At 31.7% G+C, this 14,177-nt stretch carries 9 protein-coding genes; 5 read left to right on the top strand and 4 right to left on the bottom strand.

Features of this window, described 5'->3' with window-relative positions; all coding sequences use genetic code 11:
- Nucleotide 1: 1 nt before the first annotated feature.
- Together ACVC3Y_RS01505 and ACVC3Y_RS01500 are read right to left on the bottom strand one after the other, a co-directional pair.
- Nucleotides 2-571 (bottom strand): ExbD/TolR family protein, encoded by a 570-nt coding sequence (locus ACVC3Y_RS01505; RefSeq protein ID WP_452225916.1) that lies wholly within the window; start codon nt 569-571, stop codon nt 2-4.
- A 109-nt stretch (nt 572-680) separates the two neighbouring features.
- Nucleotides 681-815 (bottom strand): hypothetical protein, encoded by a 135-nt coding sequence (locus tag ACVC3Y_RS01500; protein ID WP_452225915.1) that lies wholly within the window; start codon nt 813-815, stop codon nt 681-683.
- Between the two features lie 541 nt (nt 816-1,356).
- Here ACVC3Y_RS01500 and ACVC3Y_RS01495 point away from each other — a divergent pair.
- On the top strand, nt 1,357-2,052 hold the full coding sequence (locus ACVC3Y_RS01495; protein WP_452225914.1) for a hypothetical protein: 696 nt from the start codon (nt 1,357-1,359) through the stop codon (nt 2,050-2,052).
- An 82-nt stretch (nt 2,053-2,134) separates the two neighbouring features.
- Nucleotides 2,135-3,691, top strand: coding sequence for a DEAD/DEAH box helicase (locus ACVC3Y_RS01490; protein ID WP_303425812.1), 1,557 nt, complete (start codon nt 2,135-2,137; stop codon nt 3,689-3,691).
- 28 nt (nt 3,692-3,719) lie between these two features.
- Here the strand turns inward: ACVC3Y_RS01490 and ACVC3Y_RS01485 are convergent, their stop codons facing one another.
- Nucleotides 3,720-6,011: a DNA topoisomerase 3 gene (locus tag ACVC3Y_RS01485; RefSeq protein ID WP_452225913.1), complete on the bottom strand. Its 2,292-nt coding sequence runs from the start codon at nt 6,009-6,011 to the stop codon at nt 3,720-3,722.
- A gap of 319 nt (nt 6,012-6,330) precedes the next feature.
- Between ACVC3Y_RS01485 and ACVC3Y_RS01480 the strand changes: the two genes are divergently transcribed.
- The 3 genes from ACVC3Y_RS01480 (at nt 6,331) to ACVC3Y_RS01470 (ending at nt 12,357) form a co-directional block, all read left to right on the top strand.
- Nucleotides 6,331-10,827 (top strand): T9SS type B sorting domain-containing protein, encoded by a 4,497-nt coding sequence (locus tag ACVC3Y_RS01480; RefSeq protein WP_452225912.1) that lies wholly within the window; start codon nt 6,331-6,333, stop codon nt 10,825-10,827.
- A 19-nt stretch (nt 10,828-10,846) separates the two neighbouring features.
- Entirely contained in the window at nt 10,847-11,785 is a 939-nt protein-coding gene (locus ACVC3Y_RS01475) for a pyridoxal-phosphate dependent enzyme (RefSeq protein ID WP_452225911.1), read from the top strand.
- Nucleotides 11,786-11,895: 110 nt separating this feature from the next.
- Nucleotides 11,896-12,357: a cold-shock protein gene (locus ACVC3Y_RS01470; RefSeq protein ID WP_303423220.1), complete on the top strand. Its 462-nt coding sequence runs from the start codon at nt 11,896-11,898 to the stop codon at nt 12,355-12,357.
- 121 nt (nt 12,358-12,478) lie between these two features.
- Here the strand turns inward: ACVC3Y_RS01470 and ACVC3Y_RS01465 are convergent, their stop codons facing one another.
- Nucleotides 12,479-13,738, bottom strand: a complete 1,260-nt coding sequence (locus ACVC3Y_RS01465) for a mechanosensitive ion channel family protein (RefSeq protein ID WP_452225910.1) — start codon at nt 13,736-13,738, stop codon at nt 12,479-12,481.
- Nucleotides 13,739-14,177 lie beyond the last annotated feature (439 nt).

Raw genomic sequence — 14,177 nt, 5'->3', positions numbered from 1 at the left:
TTTATCGTATTATATATTTCGTTTCCGCTTCACTAATTATAAAAGGATACGCTTCTCGAATCTCTTTCATTTCTCGAGGTGTTAATGAATCCTCCGTTTTGTTGAATTTATTCTTGCTGTATGCATTTCGCAATTCATAATAGGCCTTTGTAATTTCATCTTGCACTTTTACAAAAAGCGTATAGCTGGTATTTCTATCATTTTGAAGGGAAATAACAGCTTCGGTTGGCTTATCAGAAGAAGTAGTTGCTTGTTTTCCGTTACAATACAAGCAGGTAGCTTCGCCGTTGTTATCAATAAAATCTTTAGTTAAATTTTTAATGTCCGAAATACTTACCAATTCATTTTCTACTAAAATTTCATCCTTTCCGTTTAGAACAATTCGTAACACATTGCGTTCGTTTAAATCTGTAGAACAATCTACATTTGGAGGGCATTCTCTGGGTAATTTCCTGTTTATGCCTTCATCGGAAGCGATAGTTGTAGTTACCAAAAAAAAGATTAATAATAAGAATGCAATGTCTGCCATAGAACCTGCATTTACTGTTGGTGAAGATTTTGAGTATCTCATGCTAGTAAATATTTAAGATTAATAGATGTATACATTCACAAAAACGATACCATAAAAAAAGCCAATTAACTTTTATATTAATTGACTTTTTTAAGAGTGACTAATTCTTTTAATGTGCGAACCTGTTCGCGCCTTTCCAAAGGGTAGTGTTAGCGTTACAAAAACGAATAACATGTCTATTTACAAGGTTTTGCTCTTCTACAATACCACTTACTTTTTTAGATAGTTTTGCTAATGTTCTCATAACTCTGGTGGTTTTTTTATGGATTAATTGATTGATGTTTCTTTTAAATAATTATCTGTAACGTCTTTTGCTATTCCAAGCGTGACTTTTCGTGTTATTTAAAGTTCCTGATACCTGATTGTTGTTTAAAGTTCTCATAATTTTTGTTTTAGATTGATTGATTGATTGATTGATTGATTGATTGATGTTTTCTTTTAAATGATTATCTGAAACGTCTTTTGCTATTCCAGGCGTGGCTTTTTGTGTTATTTAAAGTTCCAGATAATTGATTGTTGTTTAAAGTTCTCATGATTTTTGTTTTTTGATTGTTATACTTAATAGACGATACAAAAATCAAATTGTTACAGTACTATGCAATGCATAATAGTAATTTAACACATTTTAACATTAATAAGATGAAAACAAACGAATTAACAGCACTATAAGTTCTGTTAAACACATGTATTACGTTAAATAAATTAAAAAGAGGGTATTAAAATTGCATAATTGAAACTTAGGAACGATTTTTGAAAACAGAGAATAGAATTATTCTAAATATATCATGCGAGTACTCTTTTTAATTTTTTTATGTTTTTTAAGTTTCAACCTTCAGGCACAAATTGATAGTGAGCAAAAGTCTGTAGCAATTCCTGTTATAGAAAGTGAAGAAGGAGAGATAGAAGAAGAAGCTAAAGAAGATGAAGGCAAGCCAATAAACAACCAAGGTTTTGTTGTCCCTAAAGAAGATAACATAAATGGGATGACAGTACCGAAGCAAAATCATCCTATGGATTTGCCAAAAAAAGAATTTTCTATGTTTAGCCAAGAAGAATTTGGAAATCCTGGAGAATTATACCAAGACAAGATTAATAAGCATGCAAGTTATACCGACCTTAAAAAGGAGAAACAATTTAGAGGTAATACAACGACACAATTTTTTGGAGACCACAAAACAGCTTCCGAAAATATAAATATAGTCTATAGGGATTATGGTGCTTTTGATGGAGATCATATTCGTGTATTTATTAACGACGATATTGTAAAAGCAACTGTGTTATTAACTCCTGACTACAGTGGGTTTAAGTTTAAGTTAGTAGAAGGCATTAATAAAATTGATTTTTTTGCTCTAGATACTGGACAAGTTTCTCCAAATACAGCAGAATTTCAAATTCTAGACGATTTTGGTAATGTTATTTCCGGAAACCAATGGAATTTAGCCAAAGGGGTAAAAGCTTCGATCCTTATAATTAAAGAGTAAATAACTATTTTTTTTAAATTTCTTCTTAAATACCCTTTATAAACAGTAAAAAGATGTTATTTTTGCACATCTTAAAATTTTTATGGGAAACGTTATTAATACTACAGAACAAGAAGAAAGAAACGAAGGTAAAAACCTTTATAGTTACCAAAAAGGAGCAATTAATAGAATTTTCAAGGCTTTTGAAGATGCTCCAGAAGACTACCACCTTTTGTACCAATTACCAACAGGAGGAGGAAAGACCGTTATTTTTTCTGAAATTGTTAGACAATATTTAAAGCATCACAAAAAGAAAGTTTTAGTGATGACACACCGAATCGAATTATGTAAACAAACTTCAAGTATGCTTACCAGTTTTGGTGTAGAAAATAAAATTGTAAGTAGTAAAGCAAACCTAGATGACCAAGCAAAATATAGTTGTTTTGTGGCAATGGTGGAAACTTTAAACAATAGACTACAAGAAGACAAATTAGATATATCTGACATTGGACTAGTAATTATTGATGAAGCGCATTATAACTCTTTTACAAAACTATTTAAGTTTTTCGAAAAGTCTTTTATACTTGGAGTTACAGCTACACCTTTAAGTTCGAATATTAAGCTTCCAATGAATGACAATTATAACGAGCTTATTGTTGGTGAAACTATTGAACATCTTATTGAAAATGAATTTTTAGCGCAAGCAGAAGTATATTCTTATAATGTAGGCTTAACCTCATTAATAGTAGGTGCAAATGGAGATTATACCGTAAAGTCTTCCGAAGATCTATACACAAACACAGACATGCTCTCTAAGCTTATTCAGGCTTACGAAGAAAGATGTAAAGGTAAAAAAACATTAATCTTTAATAATGGAATTAATACATCTTTACATGTTTATGATACTTTTAGAAGAGCAGGATATCCTGTTGCACACTTAGACAATACCAATACCAAAAAAGAACGTAAAGCTATTTTAAAATGGTTTCATGAAACGCCAGATGCTATCTTAACATCTGTAAGTATTTTAACTACAGGTTTCGATGAGCCAACAGTAGAAGCAATTATTTTAAATAGAGCAACAAAATCGTTAACACTGTATTACCAGATGATTGGTAGAGGTTCTCGTATCTTAAAAAACAAATCTACTTTTCAGGTTATCGATTTAGGAAACAATTTACACCGATTTGGACCTTGGGGAGCAGACTTAGATTGGCAACGTATTTTTAGAACACCAAATTTCTACTTAGATGGTCTTATAAATGATGAAGACATTGAAGATAACTTTAGATATGAAATGCCTGATGAGCTTAGAGCTGAGTTTTCTAAATCTAAAGAAGTCTATTTTGATATTAAAAAAACATATATAGACTCTATTAAAAGAGGAGAATCTTCTAAAGTGGTACTTGAACGTTCCATTATTCATCATGCCAAAATTTGTATCGAAAATTCGGAAGACGTATATGATGCTCTTGGTTTGGCAAAAATGCTAGGTGACGATATTGATTATAGAATTGGTAGATATACCAAGTGTATTAGTAAAAGTACCTACAACTTTGTAGATTGGCTAAAAAACGATTACAGATTGAAACTTCGTGCGTATTTACGTGATAATTTTGATACTGTTTTTGAAGAAATTCACGGTAGAAAACCAGAGTAAAGCTTTGTTTTAAAGTTGAATTAAAACTTTAATTATAACTACTCAAAATTTTAAAAACCAAAGCTTTAGTTAGTTTTTGGTTTTTTGCTTTTGTACGCAAATCATCAAAAGTATATATAAAGTCACATCCTGATTTATAAGCAGAACAACCATAGGCTGTTTTTCCTTTTATAACCGTTCCTTTTTTGCATTTCGGACAAGTTAAAGAGTCTGGTATTTTGTCTGCAGCTGTCTTTTTTGGCTCCAATACTAATCTAAAATCATCATCAAAACGAAGTAATCCATCTACTTTTCCGTTTGCTGTTTTAAAGCCTTTTAAATGGACTGTAGATCCTTTTTGAAGTAAACGAATATATTGTTTGTCTGATATCTTTTTCCCTTCAAAACTAAACGGTAAAATAAGTTTACATCCATTTGCATAATTAGCACAACCATAAGCAGATTTTCCTTTTATAAGTTTAGCTTGTTTACATTTGGGGCAAGTTTCTGTAGTTACTCCAGCCGTTTTTTTAGTTGCTTTTTTAGTGGATGTCTTCTTAACTGTTGTTGCATAACTAATATTCGCTCGTTTGGTTTCACTACGTACTTCATATACCAATTGATCTACCATTCGTTTCATGTTTTTTATAAAAACACTAGCGCTAAACTCTCCTTTTTCAATATCTTTTAATTGCTTTTCCCAAGAACCTGTAAGTTCTGCAGATTTCAATAATTCATTTTGAATAGTATCGATTAATTGAATTCCTGTTGTAGTTGGTAAAATCTGCTTTTTATTTCGCTTTATATATTTACGCTTAAATAATGTTTCAATAATATTGGCGCGAGTTGAAGGTCTTCCTATTCCGTTATCTTTCATTAATTCTCGCAACTCATCATCATCTACTTGTTTTCCTGCTGTTTCCATAGCACGTAGGAGGGAAGCTTCTGTAAATTGATTTGGTGGTTTGGTTTGTTTTTCTAAAAAAGAAGGTGTATGCGGACCATTTTCTCCTTTAACAAATGTAGGAAGCATGCCACTTTCTTTGGTTGGTTTGTCTTTATTTTCAAAGACAACACGCCATCCTTTTTTTAAAATTTCTTTCCCTGTAGTTTTAAAATTTACATCGGTAGCTTTACCAATAACTGTAGTGTTGGAAACCGAACAATCTTCATAAAAAACAGCGATAAATCGTTTTACAATAATATTATAAACCTGTTGCTGGTTGTATTGTAAATTCATTTGCATTCCTGTTGGAATAATTGCATGGTGATCGGTTACTTTTTTATCATTAAAAACTTTAGATGATTTTTTAATTTTCTTACCAAGTAGTGGTGCTGTTAAGCTCGCATATTTTGTCAAATTTTTAAGAATCCCTTCTACTTTTGGGTATACATCATTTGGTAAAAATGTAGTATCTACTCTAGGATAGGTAACTACTTTTTGTTCGTATAGTTTTTGAACAATCTTTAAAGTTTCGTCTGCAGAAAACCCAAACTTCGTATTACAATATACTTGTAAACCAGTTAAATCGAATAGTTTTGGAGCATATTCGGTTCCTTTTTTCTTCGTAATAGAAACAATTTCAAAAGGAGCTTCTTTCACTTTATTGGCTAGTATTTCGCCATCTTCCATTTTAAGAAAACGACCTTCTTCATAACTAAATAAGGTGTCTCGATACATGGTTTGTAATTCCCAATACGGTTGTGGTTTAAAGTTTTCAATTTCTTTAAAACGATTTACAACCATTGCTAGAGTAGGAGTTTGCACTCTTCCAACCGAAAGTACTTGTTTGTATCCTCCATGTTTTACCGTATATAATCTTGTGGCATTCATTCCTAAAAGCCAATCTCCAATTGCTCGTGAAAAACCTGCGTAATATAAATTATCGTAATTTTTTGAAGGCTTTAAATTATTAAAACCTTCTTTTATAGCTTCTGTAGTAAGTGATGAAATCCAAAGTCGTTGAACTTCTCCTTTATAATTTGCCTGTTCTAAAACCCAACGTTGTATGAGTTCTCCTTCTTGTCCTGCATCCCCACAATTTATTACCACATCTGCTTTATCAAAAAGGCTTTTTACAATTTTAAACTGTTTTTGTATTCCAGAATTGGAAACCACTTTGGTTTTAAACTTTTCTGGTAACATGGGTAAGTTGTTAAGGTCCCAACTTTTCCAATAGGGTTTATAGTCATTGGGTTCCATTAAAGTACATAAATGCCCGAAGGTATAAGTTACTGCATAACCATTGCCTTCATAATAACCATCACGCTTCGAATTTGCTCCTAAAACAGAAGCAATTTCTCTAGCAACACTAGGTTTTTCGGCAATGCATACTTTCATATAGTGTAATTATTTTTTTATTAAAGGATAGATATTGCATTCATATACACAGTTGATTAAACGAATATATAATCAAGAATGAATGGTTCATGTGTTTTTATTTATAACTTTTGGATGGGTACTTGTTGTTTATCTAAAAATAGTGCTTTAGTAAATTTTTGATGTGCAAAATACATAAATTTCAGTTTTATATAAAGTGAAAAACAGTATCTATTAATGGAGTTATAAACAATATAATATTGATAAAAATATAGAACTATTTCAATATTAATACTTTAATAATTTCACTAAATAATTTATTGTGGTTATTTTCGTATGCATGAAGTTATATTATTTTTTATTGGTATTATTTTTTAGTTTTAGTGTAGCACAATCGCAAACAACAGCGATTCCTGATGTAAATTTTGAGCAAGAATTAGTAAATCAAGGTATTGATACTAATGGTCTAAACGGAAATATTCTAGATGTAGACGCGCAAGCTATTACAAACTTAACGCTTGGAGGTACTGCTATTTCTAATATTACAGGAATTAATGCTTTTGTAAACCTTATTGATTTAGATTTAGGTAATAACCCAATTGTAGATATTCATTTAAATGCTTTAACCCAATTAACAGCAATTAATAATCGAAGTAATGATGCATTAAATAGTATTGATTTTTCGCAAAACATTGCATTAGAAAATATTTATTTATCGAGTAATACTGCTGTGGTTGGAAATTCTTCTATAACTACTTTAGATTTTTCCCAAAATATAAATGCCATAGACATTACCATAAATTATCATGGACTAGTAGACGATTTAATTTTGCCTGTCACAAATACCTTAACCGATATAACTATTGCGAGAATAAATGATGCTACCTTAGATTTTTCTCTAATAGCAAATTTAGAAAACCTAATTATAAATAGAAGTGAAGTCAGTACCGTAATTACCTTACCAAATGTTTATACCAATTTAGTATATCTTTCTCTTAGCAATATTGATATTCCTACTATTGACATCTCTAATTATATAAATTTAGAAGAAATTCGTTTATCGGAAACCATGGTAGAGAATCTACTATTGCCAAATTCTTCGACACTTACAGAAATTTATATCTTTAGACACGATATACAACATCTTATAGATTTTTCAGTAATACCAAATTTAGTCGATTTAGATTTCACGTATAACGATATAACTCCTTTAATTGTAGACCTCACGCAAAACCTATTATTAATAAATCTAGATCTAGGAAATAATGATATGGATACTATTGATCTTAGTCAGAATATACTATTACAGGACTTAGAATTAGACAATAATAATTTTACTACACTAGATTTAACGCAAAACGTGTTATTAGAGGATATTGACCTTTCAAGAAATCAATTGCCAAATATTGATTTAACACAAAACATTCTCTTAGAATATGTTACATTAAGTTATAATTTATTACCAGATTTAGATGTTACTAATAATATAGCTTTAAGACATTTAATTATTTCTAATAATCTCTTTACAACTACCGGGTTAGACTTAACGCAAAATGGAGAACTAGCCTATTTAAATATTTCTAACAACCAGGTGGAATCTTTATATATTTTAGATTGTGTCAAATTAGTAAATATCGTTGCTAGTTATAATCTGTTTTCTGGTACCGATTTGCTCGATCAATTGTTTACTGTAAAGTCTAATTATTATGGAATTAGTGCTTCGAATATTATAGATGTAAGTTTTAATAATCTTTCTGGACCCATGCCAGATTTTGCTAGTTTGGCAGGAAGTAATGCGAATTATTTTCGATTCTATTATCATAATAATGCTTTTGAATTTGGACATATTGAAAATCAGCATAATGATTTAGTATATCTTTTATCACAAACCAATACTTTTGGTTCTTCAGAGTTACCAATAATGACCCAATATTGGTATGCACCACAAGCAAAAGTAGATACTATAGATACCATAAATGCCAATGCAGGAGACAGTGTTACCCTTACTACCGTTTGTGCAGGAGCCCAAAACCATTATACCTGGTTTAAAGATGGCATTGCTATTCCTGGAGCGCCAGATTCTCCTAACTATACTATTCCTTCTGTTAATAGTTGTGATACTGCAGTATACCATTCCGAAATAACTAGTGATTTGGTTCCTTTTGATAATACTAATCCGCCAGGAACTAGTGGTAAAAACTTATTATTAATTAGAAATGATATTACGCTAAATATTACCTCTCCTACAGAAACTTGCACTTCTCTTATTTCTCCCATAGACGGCAGCACAAATATTCCTATAAATGAAGTGTTAACTTGGACAGAAAGTCTTGGTGCTTGTGGTTATTATTTGAGTATTGGTACTACTTCTGGAGGTACAGACATACTAAATAACATAGATGTTGGAGATGTAGAAAGTTATTCTTTAGGATTCGATTTTCCTTCCAATACACAGGTTTTTGTTACCATAACACCTTATTTTTATAACGGTACAGTTTTAAATTGTACCGAAGAAAGTTTCACTACTACAAATACAGCTAGTCCAACTGTTTGCACCACTATAATTACTCCTACAAATAATGACACCAATGTAATTGCTTCTACTAATATTTCTTGGAATGCTGCTAGTTATGCGAATGGATATTATATTAATATTGGAACGACTTCTGGTGGTACTGATATTGTAGCTAATGAAGATGTTGGCAATACTACTACCTACAATCCTATAGCAGACTTACCAAGTAATACCCAAATATTTGTAAACATTACTCCATATAATTCTTTAGGAAGTATCACAGGTTGTACAGAGGAGTCTTTTACTACAGAAGGATTTCTTCCGAATTGTACAACGCTAACTTCTCCTTTAAATAATGACACCAACGTTTCGGTTGCTACTGCAATTTCTTGGAATGCCATAGCCAATGCGACAGGTTATTTTATCTCCATTGGAACCACTTCCGGAGGATCGGAAATTCTGCCAAGTACCGATGTAGCTAATGTTACTACTTACAATCCGGTTTCCGATTTACCAGAAAACACAATAATTTATGTTTCTATAATTCCGTATAATGCCGCAGGAAATGCAACAACTTGTTCTGAAGAAAGTTTTACAACCGAAGCTTTAATTCCGAATTGTACAACGCTAACTTCTCCTTTAAATAATGACACCAACGTTTCGGTTGCTACTGCAATTTCTTGGAATGCCATTGCAAATGTGACTGGTTATTTTATCTCCATTGGAACCACTTCTGGAGGATCGGAAATTCTACCAAGTACCGATGTAGCTAATGTTACTACTTACAATCCAGTTTCCGATTTACCAGAAAACACAACAATTTATGTTTCTATAATTCCGTATAATGCTGCAGGAAATGCAACAGCATGTTTTGAAGAAAGTTTTACAATAGAATCTCTTCAAGTGGGTTGTGTGGAATTAACTTCTCCTATCAGTGCAGAAATTGATGTTCCTGTGGATTCCATATTGACTTGGGATGTAAGTGAAAATGCAACAAATTATGAAATATATGTTGGGACTAGTTTAGGTGGTTCAGAGTTATATATTGTTACTTTAGATGCAAGTATAACTTCACTCAATTTGCCTTTTGATTTACCATCGAATACCTTAATATTTGTTGAAGTATTCGCTTATAGTACTATTTCTGGATTAGGAACTATTTGTGTTTCCCATTTTACTACCGAAGTTTTAGAACCGAATTGTACGTCCTTAATTTTACCAATAAATAATGATACGAATGTTTCGGTTTCTTCTAATGTTTCTTGGAATGCAATTAGCAATGCTACAGGATATTCTCTAAATATAGGAACTACTGCTGGTGGCACAGAAATAGTAAATAACGAGGATGTTGGAAATGTTACTACTTACAATCCGACTTCCGATTTACCAGAAAACACAACAATTTATGTTACTATAATTCCGTATAATGCCGCAGGAAATGCAACAGCTTGTTCTGAAGAAAGCTTTACAACCGAAGCTTTAATTCCGAATTGTACAACGCTAACTTCTCCTTTAAATAATGATGCCAACGTTTCGGTTTCTACTGCAATTTCTTGGAATGCCATTGCAAATGCGACAGGTTATTTTATCTCCATTGGAACCACTTCCGGAGGATCGGAAATTCTACCAAGTACCGATGTAGCTAATGTTACTACTTACAATCCAGTTTCCGATTTACCAGAAAACACAATAATTTATGTTTCTATAATTCCGTATAATGCTGCAGGAAATGCAACAACTTGTTCTGAAGAAAGTTTTACAACCGAAGCTTTAATTCCGAATTGTACAACATTAGTTTCCCCAGCAAATAATGACGCCAACGTTTCGGTTTCTACTGCAATTTCTTGGAACGCAATAGCCAATGCTACTGGATATTTTTTAAATATAGGAACCACAGAAGGAGGAACAGATATAGTTTTTAATGAAGATATTGGTAATATTACTACGTACTATCCGCTTTCTGATTTACCAGAAAACACAACCATTTATATTGCTGTAATTCCATATAATAGTCAAGGAGCAGCTTCTGGTTGTCATGCAGCATATTTTACCACAGAAAACTTAGCAATTGTTATCCCTTCAGTATTTACGCCAAATGGAGATGGTTATAATGATACTTGGTCTATTACCGATCCGAATAACGAAATTAAAACGGTTTATGTATTTGATCGTTATGGAAAACTTTTAAAAACATTTGGCCCCAACTCACAAGGATGGGATGGAGAATTTAATAATATACCATCTATAGCAAGTGATTATTGGTATCTTATAGAATTTCAAAACGGAAAGCAATCAAAAGGGCATTTCTCTTTAAAACGATAATTTCATTTTAATATACATAATGAATCACAAAAACGCTATCATAGAAAGTCAGCAACGTATTTCCAAGTATATACATAAAACGCCTGTACTAACCTCACAAGGAATAAATACGATCTGTGAAGCGACTCTATTTTTTAAATGTGAAAACTTTCAGAAAATGGGTGCTTTTAAGATGCGTGGAGCCACGAATGCTATTCTTCAATTAACCGAAGAACAAAGGAGTAGAGGAGTAGTAACACATTCTTCAGGAAACTTTGCACAAGCATTAGCTTTAGCAGCAAAAAGCTTGGGTGTTACTGCATATATTGTGATGCCAGAAAATGCGCCGCAAGTGAAAAAAGATGCCGTTTTAGGCTATGGTGGAAAAATAACGGAATGTGCATCTACTATTGAAGCAAGGGAGATAGCTTCCGCTAAAATGGTAAAAGAAATAGGAGCAACTTTTGTACATCCATCCAATGATATGGGTGTTATTTATGGTAATGCAACAGCTTGCTTAGAATTATTGCAAGAACAACCAGATTTAGAGATGGTAATTGCTCCAGTTGGAGGAGGAGGATTATTGGCAGGAACAGCATTAACAACGCACTATTTTGGTAATAACGGTTTGGCTGTTGGCGGAGAGCCAAGTGCAGTTAATGATGCATTTAGGTCGTTGCAAAGTGGAAAAATAGAAACCAATTTACATACAAATACGATTGCAGATGGATTAAGAACCCATTTAGGAGATCTTAATTTTCCGATTTTAAAAAAATATGTACATGAAATTATTTGTGTAGAAGAACAAGCTATTTTAGAGGCAATGCAACTCATTTACCAACGGCTTAAAATTGTAGTAGAACCTTCTAGTGCTGTAGCTTTAGCAGTTGTATTAAATAACAAGGAAAGCTTTAAAAACAAACATATTGGTATACTACTTTCTGGTGGGAATGTAGATTTACAAAAACTTCCATTTTAAAAAAAAATGCGAATAGAACTATAAAAGGAAGCAGGAATCTTTGCTTACAAGTAAGGAAATCAATATCTTTGAGACTTATTAACAAGTAAAAACAATATTTTAGGTAATTAATGGCAAAATCACAACAGACATTTAACAAAAGCGAAAAGGAAAAGAAACGTTTAAAGAAACGTGAAGATAAACGTAAAAAAATGGAAGCTCGTAAGGCGGAAAAAGAAGCAAATGGAACAGAAGGAATTCAGTTTGCATACGTGGACCACAATGGTAATTTAACAGATACTCCTCCAGATCCTGCTTTAAAAGTTAAAGTAAAAGCTGCCAATATTGAAGTAAGTATTCCTAAAACTTTAGAAGGAGACAAAGAAGCATTCGATCCAGTTCGATCTGGTAATGTTTCGTTTTTTGATACCTCTAAAGGTTTCGGTTTTATTATAGATTCTGAAAACAATGAAAAATACTTTTGCCATGTTAGTGGTTTAATAGACCAAATAACAGAAGGTAATAGAGTTTCTTATGAACTTGAAAAAGGACAACGTGGTATGAATGCAGTTAAAGTAAAACTACTTAAGTAATTTTATTTACACAATATTAAAAAAAGCTTCTTATTTATAAGAAGCTTTTTTAGTTTATAGATGTTAAGGATTTCATTAAAATGAAAAGGAGTGAGGCTAGAAACGTAAATATGTTGCTTTGTTAAACTGTTCCTATTCCTGTGCTTAATTCGAATACTTCTAAATCAAAATAGGTAATAGCAGCCAAGCTATGATCGAAAATATCGGAAATAATATACTCGTAATTTTCCCAACGTTTATCTTTACTAAAAGCATAGATTTCCAGAGGCAAACCTTGAGCTGTTGGAGCTAATTGACGAGTCATAATAGTCATGTCTTTATTAATAGCAGAATGATTTTCGATATACGATTGTATATACTTTCTAAAAACCCCTAAATTGGTAAGGTTTCTACCATTAATTAAAACCGATTTATCAATGCCATGTGTTTCATTATGTTTATCAATTCCTTTTTTAGCATCGGTAAGGTAGGCCGTAATGAGTTGTATTTTCGTTAGTTTTTCAATGTCTTCCTGCGATAAATAATGTACACTAGAAGCTTTTATTAATATAGAACGTTTAATTCTTCTTCCACCAGAATCACTCATGCCACGCCAGTTTTTAAACGAATCGGAAATAAGCGCATATGTAGGAATTGTAGTTATGGTTTTATCAAAATTCTGCACTTTTACTGTAGATAAATTAATTTCAATAACATCACCATCTGCGCCATATTTTTCGAAGGTAATCCAATCTCCAATACGTACCATATCGTTTATAGACACCTGAATACTAGCCACAAAACCTAGAATTGTATCTCTAAATACTAGAATAATAATCGCAGAAGCTGCACCAAGAGTGGTAACAAATTTCCAAAAGGAAATTCCTGTAATAATAGCAAAGATAGAGAAGAGGCCAATTATCCAAGCAAAAATCATAATGACTTGAATGTAACTATCAATGGGTTTGTCTTTAAAACGTGGTAGTGTTTTTAGATAATCTTTTACCGAATTTAAAATACTACGAGCTACCCAAAGTGTTAGGATGATTCCGAAAACTTTAAGCGATTTTTCGATAATATTTTCTAGATAGGGAAAATCCTCAAAAACCATAGGAATAAATTCTAAGGCTAGAATAAGTGGAATAATGTGTGCAATATTACGAGGTACTTTATTTTTAACCAGAATATTATCAAATTTAGATTTTGACTTTATAGCAAATACATTAAATGCATTGATAAGTATTTTTCTAATGATGTAATCAATAATAAAAACAACTAGCATTAAAGCCAGTAACAAACCCAGCATATTAAGATATTTGGCAGTGTTGGCGGATACACCTAATTCGATTAGATAATCGTAAAGTAAATGTTTTATTGCTACAATATTTTTAAAAGAATGCATGGTATAAAATTTGACTACAAAAATACTTTATGTTTTAGGACTATACGATAGTTTTGTTTTTTATTAACGTTTTAAGTTTTAAAGATAACATTTGATTTGTATAGATAATCAAGAAGTACAGGAGTTTAGAAAAAGTCTATTTTACATAATATTAATTATAGTACATTTCACAACAATTAGCGTAATAGCGCGCTTTTGGGCGATATTTGACATAATTGCAGATATAACGTCTTTAGACTTATATCGATAGTAATTATGTAAAGCTAATTGTGGCTTTGTAGTTATATATCTTACTATATAGCTATAATTCTATATTATATAAAATAGAACTTCTCGTAAATTTCAATACCTGCCTGCCGTCAGGTAGGTTCTATACAAGGATCAAGAAATTATTTTTTAAGAGATTCTCAGCGATTAATAAATAGCCACTGCCAAACGC

It is taken from the genome of Lacinutrix cladophorae, assembly GCF_053604645.1.
This window is presented reverse-complemented; position numbering and strand designations above follow the sequence as displayed.